Source organism: Undibacterium sp. CCC3.4 (assembly GCF_034347425.1).
Classification (GTDB): Bacteria; Pseudomonadota; Gammaproteobacteria; order Burkholderiales; family Burkholderiaceae_D; genus Undibacterium.
Genome location: NZ_CP133779.1, coordinates 4,278,931 through 4,305,561 on the forward strand (window position 1 = coordinate 4,278,931; position 26,631 = coordinate 4,305,561).

A 26,631-nucleotide genomic window follows, 5' to 3' on the forward strand; every position below is an offset into this window, starting at 1 on the left:
GCAGTAAGCGATCAAATAATCCGCAAAGAATAATCAATCGCCCGCACGTCTTTCGTCAGGCTGCCGATGGAAATTCTATCGACTCCGGTTTCTGCAATCGCGCGCACCGAACTTTGATCTACCCCGCCGGACGCCTCGAGCACCGCACGGCCAGCCGTAAAGGCAACCGCCTCGCGCATCTGGGCCAGATCAAAATTATCCAGCAGTACCGAGGTCGCCCCAGCTTCCAGTGCCAGCGCCAGCTCAGCTAAATTTTCCACTTCAATTTGAATGCTGACCCCAGCCCGCAAGGCCAGTGCATGCGCCATCGCTGCGGCCACCCCACCGGCTGCGGCAATATGGTTTTCCTTGATCAAAATACCGTCATACAATGCCAGTCGCTGGTTTTGTCCGCCACCTGCCAACACCGCGTATTTTTGCGCCAAGCGCAAACCCGGCATAGTTTTACGCGTATCGAGTATGGCCGCCTTGGTACCGGCCACCAAGCCCACATAGTGGCTGGTGGCGCTCGCTACGGCCGACAACATCTGTAAAAAATTCAATGCCGCGCGTTCAGCCGTGAGCAAAGCGCGGGCTGGTGCCGTGATCTTGCACACCACGCTATCGGCCTGCATCAGAGCGCCCTCGGCATACTGCCAATCGATCTGCACCGATTCTGCGCAGGCCGCCATGACCGCATCAAACCATGGCGCACCGCACAGCACCGCCGCTTCGCGCACCACCACATGGGCCGTCACCTGTTCGTATGCCGGCACCAACAAACCGGTCAAATCACCAGCACCGATATCTTCACTCAAGGCATCGCGCACATTGCGCTCGAATGCCGCTTGCAAATCAGCCTCAAATGGCCCCAGACGATTGATTAAATTACTACTCATGCGCATTCCTTCCTTCACGCCGGACCAATGCCGGAAAATAATTGTCCATCTTGGGCCAAATCTCCCGATGGTCGAACCACGGTTTTTCTGGCCGCAGCAAAATCGAGCATACGATCAATACACTGCTTGGCTGGTAGCGCGATTTCGGCCGGCACGTGGATTTCATTGGCAGCATTTTCCAGCACCGCCACCAGATTCCGCAAACCGTTCATGGCCATCCACGGGCAGTGAGCGCAACTCTTACAGGTGGCGCTGTTACCGGCGGTAGGTGCCACCAAAAAGCGCTTGCCGGGGGCTGCCATCTGCATTTTATGTAAGATGCCATTATCGGTAGCAACGATGAATTCAGTCGCTGCTAAATTCTGTGCCGCTGCAATCAACTGTGAAGTCGAGCCGACCACATCGGCCAGCGCCACCACCGCTGCCGGTGATTCCGGGTGCACCAGTACCAAGGCATGCGGATGTTCCGCCTTGAGCAAGGCCAGTTCAGTAGCCTTGAATTCATCATGCACCAAACAAGATCCTTGCCACAGCAACATGTCGGCACCGGTTTGCTTTTGGATATAGCTGCCCAAATGCTTATCCGGCGCCCACAGTATCTTCTTGCCCTCGGCATGCAAGGCTGCGACGATATCGAGCCCTATGCTCGAAGTGACCATCCAATCGGCACGCGCCTTCACAGCGGCACTGGTATTGGCATAGACGACCACGGTGCGATCCGGATGGGCATCACAAAAGGCGGCGAATTCATCGGCCGGGCAGCCGAGATCGAGCGAACAGGTGGCATCGAGATCGGGCATCAGGATGGTTTTTTCCGGGCTCAGTATTTTCGCTGTTTCACCCATGAAGCGCACCCCCGCTACCACCAGCGTTTGCGCCCGGTGGTCGCGACCGAAGCGTGCCATTTCCAGTGAATCGGAAACACAGCCGCCGGTTTCCTCGGCCAAGTCCTGCAAATCCGCATCGACGTAATAATGCGCCACCAAGACCGCCTGTTTCTCAACCAGCAACTCACGCACTCTTTGCTTGAGCAGTAATTTTTCCGCCGCATCGGGCGTTTCGGGGATGCGCGCCCATGCATTGGCGGTGCAACTGCTGCCAGCTTCCATTTGTGGACGTTCAAATTCTATGACTTTAGTGGTTTCCATGATAAATCATCAGTGCGCTGCCGACCACCGAGCTCGGGTCGACAGAATCAAAATCGGCACCGCTACCTGACAGACTACAGGCAGCGGCGAACAGTCAATTACGCACACAGTATACCGTAGCGTGGCGCAGGCGTTTTACCAGATCTGCACCAGCTTGCTGCCATGCCGCAGCGGCGAGCGCTCGCCTTGACAACTGAACGCTGCGGAAAACTCCGGCAGATTCGCCAATGGGGCAATCACACGGTATTTATCTGGGGCATGCGGATCGGTTAATAATCTCAAACGCAGCATTTCAGCGCGAATCGAACTGCGGAAACTCTGGCCATTGGCCACGAAAAACCGTTGTTCCGGCGTTAAACCATCGATCAGTGCCGCCTGCGGCTGCACTTCTAAAGCCGTGCGCAAGGCTTGCAAGGCGATTTTCATCCCACCTAAATCGGCAATATTCTCACCGGCCGTCAGCTTGCCGTTCACGTGCAAGGTATCAATCGGATTGAATTCATCGAATTGCTGCTCTATCGCCTTCACCCGCAGCAGAAACTGCTGTTCGTCACGTTTGCTCCACCAACTTTTGAGATTACCCTCGGCATCAAACTGACGTCCTTCGTCATCGAAGGCATGGGTCAATTCATGTCCTATGGTGGCGCCGGTATTACCATAATTAGCGGCAGCATCGGCTTTGGGGTGATACAACGGCGGTTGCAGTATGCCGGCTGGGAAGACGATTTCATTCATGCTCGGGTTGTAATAGGCATTGACAGTCTGTGGCGTCATGCCCCATTCGTTGCGGTCGATCGGTTTGCCCAGCTTGGCTAAGCCACGTTGAAACTCAAACATCGCCGCCTGCGTGACATTGTCGACATACGAATCCGGCGTGATCTGCAGGCTGCTGTAATCGCGCCACACATCGGGATACCCGATCTTAACCATCACGGTATCGAGCTTCTTATAGGCTTGCTGTTTGGTCGGTTCCGACATCCATGCCAACTTGCCTATACTGGCACGCATCGCGGCCTTGATGTTATTCACCATCTCCAGCACGCCGGCTTTGGCATCGGGCGGGAAGAATTCCGCCACATACAATTGGCCGAGTGCTTCACCGGCTTGCGCATCGATATTGCCTAACACGCGTTTCCAGCGTGGTTGCAGTTGCTCGGTGCCGGCCAAGGTTTTGCCATAGAAATCAAAATGCGCATCGACAAAATCATGACTGAGGTCGACGGCACGGGCATTGAGCAATTCCCAGCGCAAATAAGTTTTCCATTCCGGCAGCGACAAACGCTCGACCAGACCGGCAGCGACACGCAAAAACTGCGGATGTGCCAGATTGATTTGCCCTGGCTGCGGCAAGCCTATGTCATTGAAATACACTTGCCAAGGCGTGTTTTTATGCAACTTCTGCAAACCTGCCATATCCGACAAATGGTAACTGGCTTGCGGATCGCGCAGTGCCACCTTGGAGAGTGAAGCTTTGGCCAACTGCGTTTCGAGCTTGACTACCTGGGCCGCCGCTTGCTGTGCCTCGGTCTCAGATTCACCGACGAGCATGAACATGTGCGTGATATAGGCCAGATACTGCGCACGTATCCGCTGCGTCTTGGCATCCGTATTGAGATAATAATCACGATCCGGCAAGCCAAGGCCACCTTGCGTGAGCTCAGGAATCGTCCGCGTGGCATTTTTCGCATCCTGTCCGACATCGAAACCAAACAGCGCGTACACGCCCTGCTTATGCAAACGCGCCAGCATCGCCATCAATTCACGCTGATTCGATAGCGCGGCTATTTCAGCAAACTGCGCCGCCAAAGGCGTGAAGCCGAGTTGTTCAATGCGCGCCTCATTCATGCCGCTGACATAAAATGCGCCGACCAGACGCTGGCTCGGGCTGCCGACAGAGCCATCACCGGCCGCTTCAGCGATGCGTTTCAATGCCGTCAAATTGCGTTCGGCCACTTCATCATAGGCACTGTAACGTGAACGATCGGCCGGAATCGGATTATTTTTAAGCCAGTTACCATTGGCATACTCAAAAAATTGTCGACACGGATCAGCAGTTAAATCCATGGTCTGTGCTTCGAGCACGAACTGATTCGACGGCATCGTTTGGGCTGCGGCGGGCACGCAGGCGCAGGCGACCAATACGGCCATTGCCGTGCGCTTAAAAAATTTTAATGAAACCATGGTTTGTCTCTTTGGCTATAACAATGAATCGGCATGACCGATAAGGGAACAACAATTACTTGATGTGTTCAGACAAGATCGGTAACACAATACCGGAAAACTGACCGGGCGCATGATAGACACGCTGCGTGGCGCGCTGAAAATCGGCCGGCTGCGCCTGTGGAATCGACATGAAGCTTTGCGGATTGAGGTCAACCAGCGGAAACCAAGAGCTTTGCACCTGCAGCATGATGCGATGGCCGCGCCGGAAAGTATGGTTAATATCGGGCATGCTGTAATTGAGCGCGGTAACTTGGTTCGGCACGAAGGGTTCGGCCTGCTCGAAGCTGTTTCTGAATTTTCCACGCAATGGTTCACCGCGTACCAATTGCTGATAACCGCCCATACTGAGCGCCGGTCGGGCCACGTCAGCGCCGGCCTCATGCGCCGGCTCGGCTTGCGGATAATCGGGTGGATAGACATCAATCAATTTCACTACCCAATCGGCATCGCTGCCGCTGGTACTGACGAAAAGTTGCGGACTGACTGGGCCAGCCACCGTCACATCCTCGTTCAACAGCGCAGTTTGATACGTCAACACATCCGGCCGCGTGGAGGCGAAGCGCTGATCTGATACCATGTATTCGCGCGGCACGCCGGTGGCCACGTAGGAAATGAATGGTACCGGTTTGTGCGGATCACTGACATATTCATCAAATGCCGGCGCCGCGTCGGTCGGCGTTTGCCAACTTAAGCTGCCGCCAGCACCGAGGTATAAGCGGCGCATTTGCACTTGCTGCGGCGGCCAACTGGCATAACGCCGCCAGACATTAGTACCGGTTTCAAACACTGTCGCCACCGCCGCCGTCTGATTGCTCACACCTTTCAGGTACTGTTCAAAAAACGGCAACAAGATATTTTTGCGATAGTATTCGCCGGTTTTCGATTGAAAGTCGACATGTCCCAGCGTTTTACCATCGGCACTGTGCCAGCCACCATGCGCCCAAGGGCCGATGACGATGCCATTGAAATAGCCTTGGTTGTTGGCAGCGATGCTGTGATAGGTGGCAAACGGGCCGTGTAAGTCTTCGGCATCATACCAACCACCTACCGTCAGAACGGCCGCTTTGATTTGCTTCAGATGCGGCGCGATATTGCGCGCCTTCCAAAAGTCATCGTAACTGCTGTGTTCTATGGTCGGCATCAGCAGCGTGCGTTGTTTCTCACTCAGTTGCGCGGTAATGCGCGCGAGGCTCAAGTGTTCAAGGAAGAATTGGTAGCCATCGTTACTGCCGTAATCATACGGAGTCCAGGTTTTCGGCAAGCTGGTCGGGTTTTTCTCGATGGTGAAACTGGAATAAAAATCAAAATTAGCCGCCAACATAAACGCGCCGCCATGATAGGAATCATCGCCCATAAACAGATCGGTGACCGGTGCCTGTGGCGAAGCCGCCTTGATGGCGGGATGCGAATTGATGATGCTGGCCGAGGTATAGAAACCCGGATAGGAAATCCCCCAGATACCGACTTTGCCATTATTGCCAGGCACGTGTTTGAGCAGCCATTCGACGCTGTCGTACATATCTTCACTCTCGACCCCCTCGCCAGGGGCGCGTGTTGCTTGAAGATGTGGCGTCATTTCTTGCCAACTGCCTTGCGATAAAAAGCGCCCGCGCACATCTTGATTAACGAAAATATAACCGCTGGCATCGAATTCTTTACCTGGCCCCAGTGTTTTCGGATAAAAATCCACGCCCTGATGCGTTTCATCACCCACCCGTACCCCGACACCATACGGCGTACGCGTGATCAAAAAAGGATAACTGAGCGAACTGTCTTTCGGCACATAGACAACGGTATGCAGGCGCACGCCGTCGCGCATAGGGATATCGTAGTCGTATTTGGTATACCGTTCGCTGGTACTGACTTCAGCCTGAGCACTGATACCGAGCAGCGTGCTGCAAGCCAGCACTGCCGCCACCAATGAACTAGTAATTTTCATGCAATTCTTTCATCCGCTAAAACAAATCGGGAACTCAATTCCCACTACCGACTCTAACAAGCAGCTTGCACCACTTGGTAACAGAGTGTATGGAACGGCCCGACTGCCTGCCTTTTTCCTTTTTTTGACGTAGACTGATTACTTTACCGCTGGGACATTGTCATCATGAAAATCCTCACCCTACTCTTTATTCTATCGTGGAATCTGCTCACGACCGCCACCGCACAGGCGCACTCATCGCACTGGCACGGCGGTTACCGCGGCGGTTACCGCGGTGGTGCCGGTCTGGGCGTCGGTCTGGGCGTCGGCTTAGGTCTGGGCCTACTTGCTAATCGCGGCCCCTACTATGGTGGCTACTACGGAGCTTATTCCGGCAGCTACTACCGCAGCTATCAGCCGTATTACGGCGCCACCTACGTCAGCAGCCCATATTACTACCGCGACACATCCTACTATCCGACGGTACAAAACAGTCAACCGACGGTGATTTACAATTCGACCAGCTATGTCTCGGCACCGCCGCCGGTCAGCTACCGCAGCGATGAAGTCCGTTACTACGATGCGCCTCAGTCTGGCGACGATTGGTTGTACTGTAATGATCCCGATGGTTTTTATCCGGCCATCAGTAACTGCCCAAGCGGCTGGCGCAGAATTCATAAGTAAACCACGCACTCTCTGCGAGTTCTTAATATATTAAACAGAAAAAGCGAGGCTGTACAGCGTCGCTTTTCTTTGCAGCTCAAAAATCAGTTCAGAACGGCAGCGATCGCCTGTGCAGCAGCTTCTACATTGCCGCTATTAAGGCCGGCCACGCAAATCCGGCCGGAACGCACCAAATACACAGCGAATTCTTCTTTGAGACGATCACACTGCTCAGCACTCAAACCGGTATAACTGAACATCCCGCGTTGCGTGAGGAAATAACTGAAATCACGCCCCGGCACTTTCGCCGACAAGACATCATGCAATTGACGGCGCATCGCTTGAATACGATCGCGCATGGCCACGACTTCGGCTTCCCACATCGCGCGCAAGGCCGGATCACTCAACACCCGCGCCACCAACTGGCCGCCATGCAGCGGCGGATTTGAATAATTGCGACGAATGGTAGATTTCAATTGTCCAAGCACATTCACGGCTTGGGCCGCATCGGGGCAAACTACGCTCAAGGCACCGCAACGCTCGCCATACAAGCTCATGCTTTTGGAAAAGGAATTGGCGACGAAAAAGCTCAAGCCGGCATCGGCTAACAAACGTATTGCATACGCATCTTCTTCAATCCCATCGCCATAACCTTGATAGGCCAAATCCAAGAAAGGCAACAATTCGCGCTCTCGCAACACCGGCAGCAATTGCTGCCATTGTTCTTTACTCAAATCGACACCGGTAGGATTATGGCAGCAAGCGTGCAACAGCACGATGCTGTGCTTGTCAGCTTGGCGCAGGGCTGCCAGCATGGCATCGAAACGCACACCGCCAGTGGCCGCATCGTAGTAAGGATAGGTTTTAACGGCCAAGCCACAACCTTCGAAGACGGCGCGATGATTATCCCAGCTTGGATCGCTCAGCAACAGCGTACTGTCAGGGAAATAACGTTTGATGAAATCGCCGCCGACTTTCAAGCCGCCGCTGGAGCCAACTGTTTGTATCGTCACGATGCGGCCGGCCAAAGCGGCCGGATGAGCGACACCGAACAACAACTGCTGGACGGCGCTGCGGAAATTGGCCGCACCTTCCATCGGCAAATAAGGACGCGCACCGGCTGCGGCCACGACTTGGTGTTCAGCTGCACGAACCGAAGGCAACATGGGAATTTTGCCGGCATCATCAAAATAAATACCGATCGACAAATTGATCTTGTTCGGCCGCGTATCTTTACCAAACGCTTCGTTCAAGGACAAAATAGGGTCGCCCGCATAGGCTTCGACATGCTCAAACATGAGTACACTCCGGATGGTTGCTTAAAAAAACAATGTGCTGGGGCGAAGTGTTTACAAAAAAAACCAGCGCCGGCAGCCTTTGCTCGCTATTGTGACACATCCGCTTGCGTCTTTAGGATACAGAGGCAGGATAAAATTGCCGCCTCTGTATCGTTTCGCTCACATAGCTAATCGCCGCCGTGTGACGATCCAGTCGCCTCGACCGGCATACCGATGCCGCTCTGGCCCTCAAAAAAGAAGGGCTTGCGCGGTTTACCGCCATGACCGCGCGGATTCATCGTCGCCGTGTCATACAGCCGCCCATTGAGCATCACCTGCGTGACCCGGTCCGACTGGCGTATATCGGCCAGCACATCGCCATCAATGACGATCAAGTCAGCCAACTTACCCACCTCGAGTGAGCCGATATCGTGATCAAGACCAAGATAGCGGGCACCGTTGAGGGTGGCGCTACGCCAAGCCTGCAGCGGTGTCATACCGCCGCGAACCAAGGTCCACAATTCCCAGTGTGCCGCCAAACCTTCGCGCTGACCGTGCGCACCAAGGTTCACCGCCACGCCGGCACGCTGCAAATCGGCCGCCACCGCAGCGGCACGGAACACATTGTAATCTTCCTCGGGGGCGATTTCACGCCGTACACTGCGCGGTTCCAGCACGGTACGCGGCACATATTTACTCAGTAGCGGATGCTGCCACACATCTGTATGGGCATACCAATAGTGTTCGCCATCGAGACCGCCGTAAGCCACACCGAGTGTCGGGGTATAGCCGACCTTGGTCTGCGACCATAACTGGCGCACATCGTCATACACTTTCTCGACCGGCAAAGCGTGCTCGACACCGGTATGACCATCAATCACCATGGTCATATTATGCTCAAACAAAGAACCGCCCTCCGGCACCACCATCATTTCGGTCTGACGTGCTGCTTCAAGAATTTGCTGACGTTGGTCGCGGCGTGGTTGGTTATAACTTTTGACCGAAATCGCACCGGCGGCCTGTAAACGTTTGAGGTGGGTCAGCGCATCGTCGAAATGATTGACGACCGCGCTGAAATTGGCCTTGGCACCGTACAAAATCGTCCCGGTCGAAAAAATACGCGGCGCCACCAATAAGCCGGCTTTTTGCATTTCGCTGTGACTGAAAATTTCATTGGTATCGTTGGACGGGTCGTGCAAGGTGGTAATACCAAAAGCCAGCGAGGCATAGTCGATCCAACTTTGCTGCGCGATGATGCCGCCCTCCCCCATGCTGCCATGCCAGTGCACGTCGACGATACCGGGCACAATGGTCTTGCCGTTGGCATCGATTTCCAGCGCACCGGCCGGTATTGCCACATCGGCCATGGTACCGACGGCGACAAGCCGATTATCGCGCACCACGATGCGACCATGTTCAATCACTTCATCACCACGCATGGTGACAATGCGCGCACCGGAAATGACCGTCACACCCGACGGCTTATCGGCCGCCACCGTGAAGCCGATAGGCAGGCCATGCTCGGGCGTTTTGGGTAAGGCCGCGGCGGCACCCGGAACAAAGGCGAACACGTCTTTCAAATCGCGGCTAAATAATTCATCGCCGAGCGCAAAATGGATACGGCGACTGTCCCCAGACCAGTGTAAATACTGCGCACCGTTGACATCGAGGCGCGTCACCGGCAAGGCATCACTTTTCTCACCGATACTCACCGCTTTGCCAGCCAGCGGCAACGGCGTGACATAGGCATGGTAACGTTCACCGAAAGCCAGCCAATTACCGTCCGGTGAGAGAGAGAATTCGCCGGCGAATTCGCTCTTGGCCACGGTTTCCTCGGCCTTTCCATCCAAGTTCACCCGCACCAGCGCAGTACTCCAATCGACTTCGCCACTGCTTTGCGTGCGCGTGACGTAGACCGCCGTTCCATCGCGACCGAACTGCGGCGCACTGCCTTCTTCGGTGAGTAAACGCGGGACGCTGCGGCCGTCGAGCGCAAGCAGATAGACCCCGGCATCCATGCCATACCAAGGCGTGGTCAGGTAGCCGCCCTTGGTTTTAACAAAGACAACTTGACGGCCATCGGCTGAAAAACGCGGCTCGGTATATTTACCCAGTTTGGTCGTGAGTACCGTTTCCTTGCCGCTGGCGATATCGAACATACGCACGGAACCGGTTTTTTCATCGTCCCAGGTGGTATAGACCACCCGTTTTCCATCGCGAGAAAAGCTGGGGAAAAATTCAAAGTGATCATTTTGCTGGGTCAAGCGGCGTGCTGTTCCTTGCGGCAGCGTGCGTAAGTACAGATGTCCAAGTGCCGAATACACCACCGCCTTACCATCCCCGGCGACATTCACCGAACGCAGCTGGTGCACGGAAAAATGCTCGGGCGCGACCTCATGCTCGAACCGCAGCGCCGCGCGCACTTCGCGCGTATCACTGACATGAAAAGGAATTTCTTGCGCTTTTTGCGCAAACGGATCGACCCGCCAGATTTTCCCCTTAGCCCAGATGACGATTTCTTTACTCCCAGGCATCCAAGCAAATGCCGGGTAGACACCGTGTATGGCCCATGATTCCTGCATGTCACGCTCGAGTTCCGGCCAAGCCGCCGTTTCAATGCCGGTATCGAGATCTTTCAAAAACAAGGTCGACTGGTTGCGCAAGCGCCGCACGAAGGCCAGGTAACGGCCATCGGGCGACGGTACAGGACGCACGGCACCACCGGCACCGCTGACGAGTGCGATCTGCTTGCCATCGCGCAGATCGCGCCGGAAAATTTGATAAATCTGCCGATTCGAATCTTTGTTGTATTCGAATGCCGTACCGCTGGTAGTGTCTTGTGAGTAATACAGGTAGCGACCATCCGGAGAAAAAGCCGGCTCGCCCAAATCTTTTTGCCAGTTCGGTTTTTCATTCAACTGTACGCCGCTGCCACCGCTTCGATGATACATCCAGATCTCACCGGAGCCGAGCGAACGGGTGCCAGAAAAATGCTTGCGCGCGGCAATGTACTGGCCATCCGGATGCCAGACAGGATTGTTGAGCAAGCGAAAATCTTCCTTGCTCACTGCATGCGCGGCGCTGCCGTCGGCCTGCATGACCCAGATATTATCGCCGCCACCGGCATCGGACATGTACGCGATTTGTTTGCCATCGGGTGAAAAGCGCGCCTGCATTTCCCAAGCGATGCTGTGCGTCAGCGGCCGCGCTTGACCGCCGGCGATCGGCAACAAATACAAGTCACCGAGCAAATCAAACACCAACTGCTGACCATCGGGGCTGACATCCACACTCATCCACGTACCGCTGCGGGTATCGAGCGTCACGGTGTTTGCCACACCGGGAGGATGATTGACATCCCATTTACTCTCAGCCTTCGGTGCCGCAGGCGCATCGGCGGCGACCGGCCCGGACAACATGAGGACGACCAAGCCGCTCAATAAGCTTACCCAATACATCTGCGCTCCCTTCATTTCTATTAATATATTAATCAACTAATATATTAACATGTACCTCCCTCAAACCTTAAAGTCCATGCAATGCCAAGCACCTTGGCCTCCCCTTCCCAATCAGGCGGCCCATGCCCAGCAAGGTAAAGGTAAAATTAACCGTTCCAGGCCCGCTTCAAAATGCAGAAAATCCGCCATCCAAGCCGCCGCCGCCGGAAATAATGCCACCGGCACCGAGCAGATTAAAACCGCCGTTCTGTATGACGCCGTCCATGCCGGAAATCGTCAGGCGAAAATAAATCCCTGCAGCGACGGTCTGAAAATGCAGCCCGCGTGGATACTCGGCAATCAAGGAACTGAGCGGGCGGGCGAAATACACCGCGTCATCAACTGCCGCGCCCCAGCCAAGCACCAAGCCATAGTCACCGGAAAAGCGCGCGACCCCGCTGCTGCCGTCGTAAAAATTGCAACTGGCTGTGCCGCCCAGCACGCCACCAAAATAGCAACTGGCGGAATAGGGTCCATACCAAGAACGTCGGGCGCTGCGCGGCGCATTACAAGCAAGGCCCGCACCGGTTTGCTCAATCCCATTCCAGCCACGGCGATCGCGCAGACAAAATCCTATCGGTATCATGTCGGCGCCGGCACCGAGATATTCTTGATGGTGGAAGTTGACCGGCCCGGCGGTGTACACGCTCTCCATATTTTGCGCTTGTTGGGAAAAATTCGGATTATCAAAACCACCCGCGGCTTCCTGATAGTGCCCATTCTGGTAAACCCAACGCGTGACGCGCACAATTTCGCGATTTTTTATGCTATTGACCACTAAGTAAGGATTTTTGATTACCGAAAAAAGTCCTGCGGCGGTAAAATTGGCGTTGATTGCCGCATGATCAGGAAATCTGGTCAGCGCTTTCTTCACATTAAAAGCCAATGCTGGCGCGATCTCATAAATATTCACCGGCTGCCGGTCGGTAAACGATGAGTGATTCAGCGCCGCCAGCAAATCGGCGCGGCTGTCGGATAAGCTGATCAAGGCGCTGCTTGCGTCGGCGATCGATTTGCCTGACAAATGATGATGGAGGTTCAAATCACCCGGATTGACCGTCGCTACGTCCATACCGAAACTGGCACGTTGGGCGAGAAATACCTCAGTCATACCCGAACCGAAGCGAATGCTAGCCGGCTCGGTACGACTGTCGGCCAAATACAAAATGCGGCAAGGCACGCCGGCTCGGGCCGACTGACCCGGACAAGCACCGAGATCTCTATTGACAATAATCGGGCGACTGAGCGCATTGTAGTAGCTGCCACCATAGTACAACTTCACTACCAGATGCAGCTGATTACCATTTTCCAGCGCCTGCAATACCGTCGTCGCGGCCGTCGAATCAAATCGGATTTGTATTTTTCCAGCGTTCTCGGTAAACGGCAAGTCGCCATGCAGTACCGTCGTCTGCCCAGCGCTTTCCTTGAGCAACAAGACCGAGGCTTGATGATAGCCACGCAAGCCGCTGCGGCCCAGATCCAGCTGATAGACACTGTTGCGATCGGCAATATCAGGACCATCAATGTGCTCCGGCTCCAAGCCGGTGATGCTGCGTATCCAATCGCGTACCGAGGCAACCTCGCCGAACAGCATGTTCAGCGGCAGATTAGGCGCTACGCTCGCCGTATACACGCCGACCTGACGATAACCACCAGCAAAACTGCCGACCACCGCCGGCGCACCACTATCACTATCTTGCCCACCCGCATTGACCGGCTTACCCGCATCCATGCCGTAACCGCTCGTGCGAAACGCCCGCGCCACCGAATCTTGGCTAAGTTTGACAAACGCCGACAATGACGAGGTCATTTGTTCGAGCCGACCATTCTCGCCGATTTCACCGCCCGGTTGCCCGGCAAGACCAGGCTCCCCGGCCCCTTTGGCCCAGCCCATCATATCGATCGCCTGTTTCATTTTCAACTCAGAGACATCGCGCGAAACCGCAATCGGTGCAGTACGCGCCGAAAAACTCAGCGGCTGCGCCAATTCATACAACACAAAATCGGAATACTGCGCTTGATACACCGGATACACATGCACAGCCTTGACCTTGATGCCGCCGGTGCCGTCGAGTTGACGCACGCTTGAACCTGAATAGACGGTAATGCTGCCGGACGGAGATAAGCGATCGCAATGGCCGGCCGAAAGTATCCAGCGCTCAGCAATGATAGAACCGGTGCAGGTGCTTTCTCCAAGTTGCCCGTTACCGAAGTTGGCAATTTTTGTCGTCGACACCAAAAATGGCACGGATTCAATTTGCACCGGACGTCCGTTCAGTACCCGGGCAACGGGCGACGCTGCCGTCGCCGTCCCCCCCAAAAATACCTGCACGATTAAGCTAGCATACAGAACGATGTTTTTCATATGAGTGCCTAGGAGTCTGTCGATCACACCCCGATTGAGCTTAGCTAAAAAGCAGAATAGCCTGCCAGATTAGCGCAGCTCGAGGAATAATCGCTTGGACAAGCGAGTTCACCCCCCGACCGAAACTTTATGAATTGTGCTACTTAGTCCTTATTATTGAATTCAAAAAACGACTATTTTTAGATATTGACAACAAATAAATAAGCGCAACAAACAGCTTGGCATAGCGATGCGACATTTACATCAAAGCAACTAGTTTGTTGCACCGAAAAAAAAACCACCTGCAGCGGCTGCAGGTGGTTTTTTCTGAATTACAACTACTCAAACGATCACGTCTGCCGTTTCCGTTGTCGCTTCGACTTCGTGTTTACCAGAAATGAAGACATACATCGCCGGTACCACGAACAGGGTGAACAAGGTGCCGATAGAGAGACCGGTAAAAATTACCAGGCCCATCGCATGCCGCCCGGCAGCGCCGGCACCGGAGGCGATCACCAAGGGCAAGACACCGAATACCATCGCGGCAGTCGTCATCAGAATCGGTCGCAGACGCTCACCGGCTGCTTCTTCAATCGCCGCGCGTTTGCTCAAACCTTTTTTGCGCAACTGATTGGCGAATTCGACGATCAGTATCCCATGCTTACTGATGAGCCCCATCAGGGTCACCAAACCTACCTGAGTATAAATATTGACCGAAGAATAGCCCCAGAAAATAAAGATCATGGCCCCGAACAAAGCCAGCGGTACCGACACCAAAATGATGACCGGATCGCGGAAACTTTCAAATTGCGCCGCCAAGGCCAAGAACACGATAATGACCGCAAAAATCATGGTCACCACGAAACCGCCCGATTCATTTCTGAATTGACGCGACTGACCGGAGTAATCGACCGTATACCCACTCGGTGCAATTTCCTTGACCAGCCCACTCAAGTAGCTGAGCGCTTCATCCTGCGACACCCCGGCGACGCCAGAAATAGTCGCAGAATTAAGCTGCTGAAAACGATTGATCGCTTCCGGCACCACGCTATGGGTGATATGTGCCACCGTGCTGGCTGGAATCATCGCACCGCTTGGTGTGCGCAGGTAAAAATCGAGCAAATTATCGGGATTGAGCCGGTCAGTTTGCTGTACTTGCGGTATCACTTTATACGAGCGACCGGCGATCGAGAAGTAATTGACATAACCACCACCGAGCGCGGCACCGAGCGCCTGCCCGACATCTTGCTGCGTCATGCCGAGCGCGGTGATTTTATCGCGATCAACTTCCAGCGTCGCTTGCGGCTTATCGAGCTTGAGATCAACGTCCATAAAATAAAACTTGCCCGATGCGCGTGCCTTATCCATTACCTGCTGAGCAATGGCATTGAGATTCTCAAACGGCTCAGTCGTGGTGATCAAGAATTGCACCGGCAAACCGGATGAGCCCGGCAAGGCGGGGAACTGGAACGCCGCCACGCGCGCACCGGCGATCTGATTCCATTTCGCTTGCAGATCCTTTTGGATTTCTTTAGCGCTGCGATTGCGATCAGCCCAGTCTTTCAGCAACACACCACCGATACCGGCATTGGTAGTAGGTACACCGGTAATCTGAAACATCTGCTTGTATTCAGGCATGGAATGCGCGACCTGATACACTTGATCGGCATAGGTTTGCATCTGATCCGAGGTCGCCGTCGGCGCACCGACCACTTGCGACAGCACGATGCCCTGATCTTCTTCCGGTGCCAGTTCTGATTGCGACATCTTGAACATCAAACCCAAGCATAAAATCAGCAATACGCTCATGACAATCAAGACTTGCCAAGTATTGAGCAAGCTGTGCAGCAGACGTAAATAGCCAGCGCGTACCCGCTCAAACTGATGATCGATGAATTTCACGAAGCGACCTTCGCTTTGTTCGGCCTTGAAAAAGCGCGAACACATCATCGGCGAGAGCGTCAATGCAACCACACCCGACACCGCTACCGCACCGGCCAAGGTGAAAGCAAATTCAGTAAACAAGGCCCCGGTCAAGCCGCCTTGAAAACCGATCGGCACATACACGGCAATCAACACCACGGTCATGGCCAGAATCGGCCCGCCCAGTTCGCGTGCGGCCAACAAGGAAGATTCCAGAGTCGACTTACCTTCTTTCATGTGGCGATCGACGTTTTCCACCACAATAATGGCATCATCGACCACCAAGCCGATCGCCAGCACGAGCGCGAGCAAAGTCAGTAAATTGATCGAATAGCCGAACATCAGCATGACGAAGAAAGTACCGATCAAGGACAAAGGCATGGCAATCACCGGCACCATCACGGCGCGGAAACTGCCCAGGAACAGATAAATCACCACCGTCACAATGAGCAAGGCTTCGAGCAAAGTCTTGACCACTTCATCGATCGAAGTATTGATGAACTCAGTGGAATCGTAGACGATCTGACCGGTCAACCCAGCCGGCAATTGTGACTGCACACCGGGGAAAGCCGTGCGCACGCGCTTGGCGACATCCAGGATATTCGCCTCCGGCGCGACCTTGATACCGATGAACACCGAACGCACGCCACTGAAAGCGACGTTGAAATCGTAGTTTTCCGATCCCAGCGTGACGGTAGCCACGTCTTCAAGACGCACGATGGCGCCATTGCCCTGCTTGACCGCTAACTGCTTGAACTCTTCCACCGAATGTAAATCGGTGCCAGCCGTCAGCGGCACGGTAACCATTTGGCCTTTCGAGGCACCGAGCGCGGCGAGATAATTATTCGCCGCCAGTGCGGTGCTGACATCGGCCGCCGTGACGCCGAAGGCCGCCATCTTGCTGGCATCAAGCCAAGCGCGCAAAGCAAACTGACGGGCACCGAGCAATTCAGCCGTTTGCACGCCATTAATCGAATCCAGCTTAGGCTTGACTACGCGGATCAGAAAATCCGTGACATTATTGGTCGGCAGCGTATCACTGTAAAAACCCATATACATGGCATCGGTAGTCTGCCCGGTCTGCACCGTCAACACCGGTTGCTGCGCTTGCGCCGGCAATTGGTTTTTAACGGAATTGACCTGCGTGCTGATTTCGGTCAGGGCGCGGTTGGCATCATAATTCAGACGCAAGGTGGCGGTAATGGTCGACACCCCACTGCTGCTCGATGACGACAAGTAATCGATACCCTGCGCCTGGGCGATGGCTGATTCCAGCGGTTGAGTAATGAAACCGGCCACGGTTTGCGCATCGGCGCCAAAGTACGTGGTTGAAATCGTCACCACCGCATTTTGCGTGCGCGGGTATTGATTGATAGGCAGACTGAACAAGGAGCGCAAACCGAGCACAACGATGAGCAGACTGACCACGATCGCCAGCACCGGACGCCGGATAAAAATATCGGTAAATTTCATCGTAGCCCCTCTTAGTGTTCTTGCGGAGTAGGATTCGGGCTGTTTTTCGGCTGAACGGAATTATCCACGATGACAGGCGTGCCGTTTTTCAATTTCAACTGCCCGCTGGTGACCACCATTTGCCCGACTTCGATGCCTTTCAAGACCGCCACCTGATCGCCGCGTGTGGCACCGGTCGTCACGAAGACTTGCTGCGCAACTTTCACGAGCTGACCTTGCTCGTCTTTCTTGTCACCGTCTTTGACCACGAACACGGTCGAACCGTAAGGATTATAGGTAATCGCGGTTTGCGGCAAAGTGATGTATTTATTCTTATCGCCGACATCAATGGCGACATTGGCGAACATACCTGGCAACAGCAACTGTTTTTGATTGCTCAAACTGGCTTGTATTTGCACGTTACGCGTGGCGGTATCGATTTTCGGATTGATCGCGCTGATCTGTCCGACAAATTCCTGCCCCGGAAAAGCATCGCTGCGCAGTTTCAAATTTTGGCCGAGCTTGACCGAAGAAATTTGTTTTTGCGGCAGAAAGAAATCAACAAAAATCGGATCGACGGTTTGCAAGCTGACCAGCTTGTCACCGGTATTGACATACTGACCGGGATTAACCGTGCTGATGCCAAGACGACCGTCGAACGGAGCACGTATGGTTTTTTTCTCGACCAGTGCGGCCTGCTGCGCTACTAAGGCACGCTTGCTTTTCAGATCGGCCATATCGGCGTCGACCTGGGCCTGACTCACGCCTTCCACCGCCAACTGTGCCTGATCACGCTTCAATACCGTGGCCGACAATTCAGCACTGGCTTCGAGCGCATGCAATTGCGCGATATCGGCATCGGCATTGAGTTCTATCAGCACCGCGCCACGCTTGACGTTTTGTCCCGATTTGAAATGCACTTGACGTACCAGACCGGTAATTTCCGAACCGATGTCGACACCGCGGAAAGCACTCACCGTGCCAACCGAACTCAATTGCGGTTGCCATTCCAGCGCTTCAGCCTTGGCCGCACTGATGGTTTGTGCGCCGGCTTTCGGTGCACTCGCAATCAATTGCTTGATTTGTAAATATTTGCCGAATGCCAGTCCGGCGATCAACAGGACTATGCAACCTAACATGATGAGCATACGCTTGGTCATGAATACTTCCCCTTACGATTCAAATACGATTCAAATTAAAATGGCATACCGAAAATCTGCTGCCGCTCACTGCGACGCTGCCGTACGCGAAATGTCAGCGAGCTCGCTGCGATTCCACCAACCGCCGCCGAGCGCCTGAAACAGCGCGGCCGTATCGGCATAGCGACTGGCTTGCGCCTGCACCAAGGCGATACGCGCACTTTGATAACTGCGCTTGGCATCGAGCAGCGCGAGCGAGCTGACACTGCCCAATTGATACTGCTTAGTGGTCAAATCTAAGGTTTCTTTGGCCAAGGCTTCGACTTCGGCCTGCTGCTTGAGTGTTTGCGCATCGTAGTCGAGCGCGCGCAGACTGTCGGCGACATTTTGAAATGCCATCAACACCGTATTTCGGTACTGGGCTGCGACCTGATCGTAAGCGGCTTCGGCGGCGCGGCGTTTAGCCGACAAGGCTCCACCATTAAACAGAGGCGCGGTCAAACCGGCCCCGATGCTCCACAAATTACCGTTACTCGAAAACAGTTTGCCACTGTCGGTACCGCTGTAACCGTAATTGGCCGTCAAATTCAGTTGCGGGTACTGCGCCGCCGTTGCCACACCTACCTGAGCGCTGGCCTGCTGCAGCAAACTTTCTGAGGCCCGGATGTCTGGGCGTTGGCGCAGCAAAGTCGAGGGCACAGTCAAAGGCAAGGTCGCCGGCAATTGTAACGACTCGAGTTCAAAATGCGGCAAGTCTGCTTCACCCGGCAATTTACCGGCGTAGACAGCCAGTTGATTCCGCGTTTGCTCCAAACTTTTCTGTAAAGCCGGTACACCGGCGCGGGTTTGCGCCAGCAAATTACGTTGCGCCAGCAAACTGGCTTTGGCAATCGCACCGATCTTGAACTGCTTTTCCAAGACCTCCAGCTGACTGTTTTGGGAGGCAATGATTTGCTCGGTCGCTTGCAATTGGGCCCGCAATGACGCTTCGCGAATCGCACTGGTCACCAGATTAGCGGTCAAACTCAGATACGCCGCTTCAACCTGGAAGCGCTGATAATCAACGCCGGCGCGCAAGGCTTCGAGACCGCGCTGATTGCCACCGAACAAATCGACCGCATACGATACGCTCACCGAAGCATTGTAGAGATCATAGGCCGGCACATGCACACCACTGGTTGCCACCGCCGCCTGCTGCTGGCGATTGGCACCGAGGCTGCCCGACACGGCCGGATAAAGTACCGAGCCGGCCTGTGCCGTATAATTTTCTTGCGCTTGGCGCAAAGCGGCTTGGGCGGCTGCCAGATTCGGGCTTTTTTCCAAGGCAGTACGAATCAAGCTATCGAGCGCCGGTGAGTGGAACACCTGCCACCATGCCGAAGGGATATCCTGACCGCTGACCAAGGTTTGCGCCACACCGGCCGCACCGGGCGCGGCCACAGTGCCAGCTAGCGGCGCACCATAGGCGGCCTGATCAGCATTGAGCGGGGCTAGCGGCGTTTTAAAATTAGGGCCGACCACACAGGCGCTGAGCAAAACGCCGAGCACGCTGAGCGAACACACGGTGCGCGCGCCACGGCTTAAAGATTGTTGGGAAAATTGTTGACCCAAGCTGTTGTTTTTCACTCCACCCTCCGGGAATACGCGTACTGATCGTCAAAAAAATACAATAAAAACAAGATCGAAATTATTACTGACCTAAAAGTCATCAATATCCTACCCGATTTTGCCAGACGCTGACAAGCAAATCAGGTAAATACTTCCGTGACGGAAAGTTTTTACCTTTCAATGCGAGCAGCGGCGCACTCCAGAGCAAAATCTCTATGCAATACGATTGATTCAGATCAACCCCATTATAAATAGTGTGCCTTAGTTTTGCGTAGTCAGGCAAGCACAATGACATATGTTTTTGTCAAAGTTCAGTCGGTGAAGAAAGCGATATGATGAAATACCACAGAATGCATTGGCAAAACTTGCTGGAGAAAAACTTCAGAAAATTCCTACAGAAAAATTAGGGAACTGCAATAACATGGCGAACGTTTTTTCCATACCGAAAATACCGCATGCCGCGGGATTCCTGCCAAAAGCTCGCAGGAATCGAGTGGCACGTCGCTGCCGTCAGGGTAGGAGCGTCGATCAAGGGCACTTTTTTTCTGTGAAATGAACACGTTCTGCTGCGCCTGAGCAGCACAGATATAAAAGGCGCATACGCGGCAATGACGAATTGGGCGAATGGGTGGATGCGCAATCGACCTAACTTGTGGGTAATGATCAGCGCGCTTTTGGCGAGAACCTGGCGGCGTTCGTGCTTAACTAAAAATGCCAGAAATTATCGTGTTTTCAGTGCAAAAACGATACTGGGTTCCAGCCAAAAGCGTGCGGGACTGACGAGGTATGCGGTGTTTCAGGTGTAAAAAAGCGTCCATCAGGCTGTTGCGACAGCCTCTGAACGCCGAGGTTTTACGCGCACATCTGATAAGCGAGACACGCGACATCGATCAAAGCTTAGTACGAAAAATTGTATGATTTTTTTTAGAGCAAATCATATTTCTTTTCGGGAAATTCAATACTTATCCCAATGAAAATCTACGAATCCTTACCTACACTGAGGATGCTTAATAAGCAAAAACGCATCAGGCATAGTAAGTCGATCTTGCGCTGCGGTCGGAGCACAGGAAAGTATTTCCGTAGATTGGAGCTTCAAAAAATTTACGCTATGGACAGCATCGACGCATTATCGAGCAGGAGTTCTTTTACACACGATCAATTCCGTCGCAACAAACCCAGCCCAAAATGCTTGGGAACATACATGGCGATCCTATGCCGGACATATAGGTTCAGAATTTTTCTATGGGACGGTCATTGGGTCTCATTGGAAAAGCGACTCTGGGCTTTTTTCCATGATAGGAGAGAGCACGGCAACTGACTGCAACTTAAGCCAATGGGGAGCCTCATCAATGTCGACAATATTGATAAAACTTCGCGACCGCCGTTGCCATGCGAGAAGCAGCCCGGCATGTCAGATTGCATTGATAGCGGTGCTGTTAAACGGCCCGGCCAGCGCCACCGAGCTCAGCATAAGCAGCACCTCGCCGATACCTCAACTTGAAATCGGCAAACGGAAAAATATTCCCTTAGCTGACTTACCGCCGACGGTACGCGCCTTAGCAAACGATGAACGCCAGAGCATGGTCAATGGCATGCTGATCAGCGATGAAGAATATCTGCAGCGTTCCAATTATCACGCCCGCCTGCAAGACGAAAGAAATCTCCAAGGCCGCATCAAGCTACGCCTCGCCACCCTTGATGGCAGCGAGCTCAGTCGCTTTCGCTACCACGGTTTACTGCCCGACGGGCCGACCAGAGACGGCCCATGGACCAGCGTGATTCGTGTCTTCAGCCGCGCCGACGGCTTACTCATCATGCTTGACGAATGGGATTACGTGGCGTCGGGCGGCGGTGTAGTGACGGTGAAGGAAATGATGAATGCCAAAGTCGGCCCTTGGCCGGCGCGTTTCATCGTCAAAAAAACAGCCGACGGTCGGGCGATCTCGGAACTGACTTGGGCTAGCGATGAAAAATATCTGACGCTGTCAGTCTGGGAAGACTTGAGCAAGCCAAATCGCCGCAACGGCGACGATCTGGCTTGGTTAATCGGCATCGCCGACCAGCTCGACAGCGTCCAGTCTCAGGCCAGCACTAAATAAGCACCGGTCGCCGCGATGGCCGCGCCAGCTACTCGGCTGAGCAAGGTCCAGCGGCGTGCCGCCAGTGCCGCTGCTAAGCCCGATACATGCAGGGTCGCCGTCGAGAGCAAAAAGCCAGCACCAAAGGCGGCGGCACTGGCACTGGCCGGCATTTCCGCGCCATGCGCATAGCCATGCGCGAGCGCGAACAGGCTGATCAGTGCGACGCTGCCGGCCACCGGCATGCGTATCGCAAACGCGATCAGCAAACCAAGCACGATCAGCGAAGCCACAATACCGGCTTCGATGCCGGGTAAAACGATACCATTCATGGCCAACAGTGCGCCGGCCGCCATCATCACGGGAAAAGCCAGCGGCAACAAGTACAAGGCTGGACGTCGATGATGGGCAGCCCAGATACCGACGGCTAACATCGCCAACAAATGATCGAGCCCTTGCCACGGATGCAGCACACCAGCCCAAAAACCGCTGACACTATGTTCAATACTGACGTGCGCCGCCGCCGGCCCAGCCGCCAGTACCAGAATCAACAGCGCTGTCGTGCGCGCGACCGAGATATAGTTTACTTGTTGCATGGTGTTTCCCTTAAATAGTAGGTTCAGTAAGGACATCGAGCATGCCTTGCTCGCGAATGAAGGCAACCACCGCTTCCAAACCTTGGCCGCTGCGCAGATTGGTAAACACAAAGGGGCGCTCACCACGCATGCGCTTGGCATCCTGCGCCATGATGTCAAGATTGGCACCGACATACGGTGCCAAATCGATTTTATTAATGATCAGCAGATCGGAGCGGGTGATACCGGGCCCCCCTTTGCGCGGAATTTTTTCGCCGCCGGCGACGTCGATCACGTACAGCGTCAAGTCCGATAATTCCGGGCTGAAGGTGGCAGCCAGATTATCGCCGCCCGATTCCAGCAAGATCAAATCGAGATCAGGAAAATCGGCGCTCATGCGTGCGATCGCTTCCAAATTGATCGAGGCATCTTCGCGTATCGCCGTGTGCGGACAGCCGCCGGTCTCTACCCCCATCAAGCGTTCGGCCGGCAAGGCTTGGGCGCGCAGTAAAATATCCATATCTTCTTTAGTATAGATATCGTTGGTGATGACGGCCATATCATAGTCGTCACGCATATGCCGACACAGCATTTCGCACAGCGCGGTTTTACCGGAACCAACCGGACCACCGATGCCGACACGCAGGGGATTACTGGAATTTGCCATCATAAATCTTTCATATTTTAAATTTTTTCACTTCACGAACGGTACATGCGGCTGAACTGGACTTCATGCTGCATCGATAGCAGTGACAAGCCCGGTGCCCAATTCGATAATTGATGATCCTCGAGTTGTTGTGCCGTCGCCGCTGCGGCTGCCAATTCTTCTCGTAGCGACAAGAGCAGTCGCTGGCCGGCGACCTGTCCCAGCGGTATCGATTTCACACACACCAGCGACTGATTTTCCGCCCAAGAAAACAGCATCCCAAGCAGCACCGCCTCAGCCGGCACGGCCAGCGCTACGGCGGCGGCGGCCAGTGCGGTCGGCAACGGCAATTCTTTTTGTTCCTGCAACAGCGCCAGCAAGCTCGCATCAGCGATCTCGAGATCGGCAATCAGCTTACCCAGCGAATAACCCATCTGTATGGTTTCGGCGCGAAATTCGGCGCTGTCACGTGCGGCGATGAAAATCTCGGTCCAGTGCCGCACGGCGAGGCCATCGCGCGCTGCAAACGCCTGCAACAAACGCCATAAAATCGGCGCTTCGAAGCGCGCGACCACTTGCTGTAAATTCGCCACTATCCAGCTTTTCGCGCTCGCTTCGTGGTGCACCAAACCCTGCGCAATCGCCGTTTCCAATCCTTGCGAATAACTGTAAGCGCCGATCGGCAGAGCCGGACTCGCCAGTTGCAACAAATGCAGTAAAGCCGATGCCTGCATGGACTACTCGCGATCCGATGGTCGATGTATCCGTTGGCGCACAGGAATCGGTGCCAGCGCATGATGGCGCTCGTCGCCATGGCTGTGGCCGCCACCATAGGCACCGGCTTCCGGCTCAAAGCTGGCCAACTCTTCAATGACTTCGGCACCGAGCCCCTGCAACATATCACGCAATACTGCGTCTTGCCGTATGCGCAGAAAGCCATCGGCAAGCTGGGCTTGGGTATGCCGATTACCGAGATGGAAGGCGCAGCGCAGCAGATCGAAAGCGCTGGCACACTTGACGCGATAAGTAGGCTCCGCAGCGGCCAGTACTTCGATCACACGGCCATCGTTGGCCAGCATACGATCACCATCACGCATCACCGTGCCACGCACAGTGAATACCGCCACCTCTTCACCATTAGTCAGGCGCGCGCGCAGGCGCGATTTCTCGCGCAATTCGTAAGGCAACAGCAATTGGCCGTCGACCGCGCCGCTGTGCGCAATTTTATTATGTAAGGTCAGCATAGTTGTCGCATCAAAATAAAAAATAACGTTGCGCCATCGGCAGCACATGCGCCGGCTGACACACTAATAATTCCCCATCGGCCCGCACTTCATAGGTTTCCGGATCGACCTCCATCTTCGGCATGAGGCCATTATGTATCATGTCAGATTTGCGCAGATGACGCATATTCTTTACTGCGATCAGGGTTTTATTCAGTTTCAGTTGTTCCGCCAGTCCGGCATCCATGGCGGCTTGCGAGACGAAGGTGAAGGATTTTTTCAAGCCGCCACCGAAGGCACCGAACATCATCCGATAATGGACCGGCTGCGGGGTCGGAATCGAGGCATTCGGGTCACCCATCTGAGCCGCCGCAATCATGCCGCCCTTGAGTATCATCGATGGTTTGACACCGAAAAATGCCGGCTTCCACAACACGATGTCGGCGATTTTTCCTACTTCAAGCGAGCCAACCACATGCGAAATACCATGCGTGATGGCCGGATTGATCGTGTATTTGGCGATGTAACGGCGGGCGCGGAAATTATCATTATCACGCCCATCTTCAGGCAATGCGCCGCGTTGCTGCTTCATTTTGTGCGCGGTTTGCCAAGTCCGCATGATGACTTCACCGACCCTCCCCATGGCTTGCGAATCCGAAGACATCATTGAAATCGCACCGAGATCATGCAAAATATCTTCGGCGGCGATGGTTTCACGACGGATGCGCGACTCGGCAAAGGCAATATCTTCGGCAATCGCCGGATCAAGGTGATGGCATACCATCAGCATGTCGAGATGTTCATCGAGCGTATTGATGGTGTACGGCCGGGTCGGGTTGGTCGACGAAGGCAGTACATTCGCTTCCCCAACTGCGGCAATGATGTCAGGCGCATGACCACCGCCAGCCCCTTCGGTATGGAAAGTGTGGATGGTACGATCTTTAAAGGCGGCCAAGGTATGCTCAAGAAAACCGCCCTCATTGAGCGTGTCGCTGTGCAGCGCCACTTGCACATCCATGCGCTCGGCCACCGACAAACAGGTGTCGATGGCCTGCGGCGTACTGCCCCAATCTTCATGCAATTTCAAGCCGATTGCGCCGGCGCGGATCTGCTCTTCCAGCGGCAGCGGCAAGCTGATATTACCCTTACCAAGAAACCCCAAATTCATAGGGAAGGCATCGGCCGCCATGATCATCGCATGCAAATGCCAAGGCCCCGGTGTACAGGTGGTGGCGGCCGTGCCGACCGCCGGCCCGGTACCACCGCCGAGCATCGTCGTCACGCCACTCATCAGCGCTTCTTCGATCTGCTGCGGACAAATGAAATGAATATGCGAATCGATGCCGCCGGCGGTGACAATCATGCCTTCACCGGCGATGATTTCCGTCGCGCCGCCTATGGCCATGTCCACCCCCGGTTGAATATCAGGGTTACCGGCCTTGCCGATGCAAGCGATGAGGCCATTCTTGAGACCGATGTCAGCCTTGACGATGCCCCAGTGATCGAGAATGACGGCATTGGTGATGACGGTATCCATCACCGCGGCATGCGCCAACTGCGACTGCCCCATGCCGTCGCGTATCACTTTACCACCGCCGAATTTCACCTCTTCGCCGTAGATCGCAAAATCTTTTTCGATTTCGATGAACAAATCGGTATCGGCCAGACGTATCCGGTCGCCCGTCGTCGGACCATACATTTCGGCATAGGCCGAACGTGAAATTTTCATAAGTCCCCCATCACTTGGCCGTTAAAACCGAACACCCGGCGCAAGCCGGCCAAGGCCACCAACTCCACTGTTCGCTGCTGCCCCGGCTCGAAACGCACGGCCGTGCCGGCAGCAATATTAAGCCGCATGCCATAGGCCAGTTGACGCTCAAACAGCAAGGCCGGATTAGTCTCAAAAAAATGGAAATGCGAACCGACTTGTATTGGTCGGTCGCCGCTGTTAGCCACTTGCAGCGTGAGGGTGGCACGGCCAACATTAAGTTCGATGTCGCCGGCGGCGATCAACATTTCACCTGGTATCATCGGTCATC

Annotated in this window: 18 protein-coding genes; 2 read left to right on the forward strand and 16 right to left on the reverse strand. The window is 54.5% G+C overall.

Annotation, left to right across the window (positions count from 1 at the left end; genetic code table 11):
* Window positions 1-11: 11 nt before the first annotated feature.
* From nadC to RHM61_RS18965, 4 genes are all read right to left on the reverse strand, one after another.
* Entirely contained in the window at window positions 12-878 is an 867-nt protein-coding gene (nadC, locus tag RHM61_RS18950; protein WP_322248864.1) for a carboxylating nicotinate-nucleotide diphosphorylase, read from the reverse strand.
* 14 nt (window positions 879-892) lie between these two features.
* Window positions 893-2,026, reverse strand: coding sequence for a quinolinate synthase NadA (gene nadA / locus RHM61_RS18955; protein WP_322248865.1), 1,134 nt, complete (start codon window positions 2,024-2,026; stop codon window positions 893-895).
* Window positions 2,027-2,161: 135 nt separating this feature from the next.
* Window positions 2,162-4,207 carry a M13 family metallopeptidase gene (locus tag RHM61_RS18960; RefSeq protein WP_322248866.1) on the reverse strand — a complete coding sequence of 682 codons (2,046 nt, stop codon included), beginning with the start codon at window positions 4,205-4,207 and terminating at the stop codon, window positions 2,162-2,164.
* Between the two features lie 55 nt (window positions 4,208-4,262).
* Window positions 4,263-6,188: a CocE/NonD family hydrolase gene (locus tag RHM61_RS18965; protein WP_322248867.1), complete on the reverse strand. Its 1,926-nt coding sequence runs from the start codon at window positions 6,186-6,188 to the stop codon at window positions 4,263-4,265.
* 165 nt (window positions 6,189-6,353) lie between these two features.
* Here RHM61_RS18965 and RHM61_RS18970 point away from each other — a divergent pair, with 165 nt between their 5' ends.
* Window positions 6,354-6,851 (forward strand): hypothetical protein, encoded by a 498-nt coding sequence (locus RHM61_RS18970; protein ID WP_322248868.1) that lies wholly within the window; start codon window positions 6,354-6,356, stop codon window positions 6,849-6,851.
* A gap of 83 nt (window positions 6,852-6,934) precedes the next feature.
* Here the strand turns inward: RHM61_RS18970 and RHM61_RS18975 are convergent, their stop codons facing one another.
* The 6 genes from RHM61_RS18975 to RHM61_RS19000 all read right to left on the reverse strand — a co-directional run bounded on the left by RHM61_RS18975 (window position 6,935) and on the right by RHM61_RS19000 (window position 20,088).
* On the reverse strand, window positions 6,935-8,128 hold the full coding sequence (locus tag RHM61_RS18975; protein WP_322248869.1) for an amino acid aminotransferase: 1,194 nt from the start codon (window positions 8,126-8,128) through the stop codon (window positions 6,935-6,937).
* A gap of 167 nt (window positions 8,129-8,295) precedes the next feature.
* Window positions 8,296-11,565, reverse strand: a complete 3,270-nt coding sequence (locus tag RHM61_RS18980) for an amidohydrolase family protein (protein WP_322248870.1) — start codon at window positions 11,563-11,565, stop codon at window positions 8,296-8,298.
* 166 nt (window positions 11,566-11,731) lie between these two features.
* Window positions 11,732-13,969 (reverse strand): S1 family peptidase, encoded by a 2,238-nt coding sequence (locus RHM61_RS18985; protein WP_322248871.1) that lies wholly within the window; start codon window positions 13,967-13,969, stop codon window positions 11,732-11,734.
* A 321-nt stretch (window positions 13,970-14,290) separates the two neighbouring features.
* Window positions 14,291-17,344 (reverse strand): efflux RND transporter permease subunit, encoded by a 3,054-nt coding sequence (locus RHM61_RS18990; RefSeq protein ID WP_322248872.1) that lies wholly within the window; start codon window positions 17,342-17,344, stop codon window positions 14,291-14,293.
* A gap of 11 nt (window positions 17,345-17,355) precedes the next feature.
* Window positions 17,356-18,483 (reverse strand): efflux RND transporter periplasmic adaptor subunit, encoded by a 1,128-nt coding sequence (locus tag RHM61_RS18995; protein WP_322248873.1) that lies wholly within the window; start codon window positions 18,481-18,483, stop codon window positions 17,356-17,358.
* 66 nt (window positions 18,484-18,549) lie between these two features.
* The gene (locus RHM61_RS19000) at window positions 18,550-20,088 is read right to left on the reverse strand and encodes an efflux transporter outer membrane subunit (RefSeq protein ID WP_322248874.1); all 1,539 of its coding nucleotides are present in this window, start codon (window positions 20,086-20,088) and stop codon (window positions 18,550-18,552) included.
* 1,331 nt (window positions 20,089-21,419) lie between these two features.
* On the opposite strand from RHM61_RS19000, the gene RHM61_RS19005 reads away from it, so the two are divergent.
* Window positions 21,420-22,169, forward strand: coding sequence for a hypothetical protein (locus RHM61_RS19005; protein WP_322248875.1), 750 nt, complete (start codon window positions 21,420-21,422; stop codon window positions 22,167-22,169).
* On the opposite strand, the gene RHM61_RS19010 is transcribed toward RHM61_RS19005, so the two are convergent.
* The 6 genes from RHM61_RS19010 to RHM61_RS19035 are packed head-to-tail and all read right to left on the reverse strand — an operon-like array spanning window position 22,151 to window position 26,623.
* Window positions 22,151-22,744, reverse strand: coding sequence for a HupE/UreJ family protein (locus tag RHM61_RS19010; protein ID WP_322248876.1), 594 nt, complete (start codon window positions 22,742-22,744; stop codon window positions 22,151-22,153). The two genes, RHM61_RS19005 and RHM61_RS19010, sit on opposite strands and share 19 nt — an antisense overlap.
* Window positions 22,745-22,754: 10 nt before the next feature.
* The gene (ureG, locus tag RHM61_RS19015; protein ID WP_322251137.1) at window positions 22,755-23,390 is read right to left on the reverse strand and encodes an urease accessory protein UreG; all 636 of its coding nucleotides are present in this window, start codon (window positions 23,388-23,390) and stop codon (window positions 22,755-22,757) included.
* 32 nt (window positions 23,391-23,422) lie between these two features.
* Window positions 23,423-24,103, reverse strand: coding sequence for an urease accessory protein UreF (locus RHM61_RS19020; RefSeq protein ID WP_322248877.1), 681 nt, complete (start codon window positions 24,101-24,103; stop codon window positions 23,423-23,425).
* A 3-nt stretch (window positions 24,104-24,106) separates the two neighbouring features.
* Window positions 24,107-24,613, reverse strand: coding sequence for an urease accessory protein UreE (gene ureE, locus RHM61_RS19025; protein WP_322248878.1), 507 nt, complete (start codon window positions 24,611-24,613; stop codon window positions 24,107-24,109).
* A gap of 10 nt (window positions 24,614-24,623) precedes the next feature.
* Window positions 24,624-26,321 (reverse strand): urease subunit alpha, encoded by a 1,698-nt coding sequence (ureC, locus tag RHM61_RS19030; protein WP_322248879.1) that lies wholly within the window; start codon window positions 26,319-26,321, stop codon window positions 24,624-24,626.
* Complete coding sequence (locus RHM61_RS19035) at window positions 26,318-26,623, reverse strand: urease subunit beta (RefSeq protein WP_322248880.1); 306 nt, start codon at window positions 26,621-26,623, stop codon at window positions 26,318-26,320. Before RHM61_RS19035 ends, ureC begins: the two co-directional genes overlap by 4 nt.
* Window positions 26,624-26,631 lie beyond the last annotated feature (8 nt).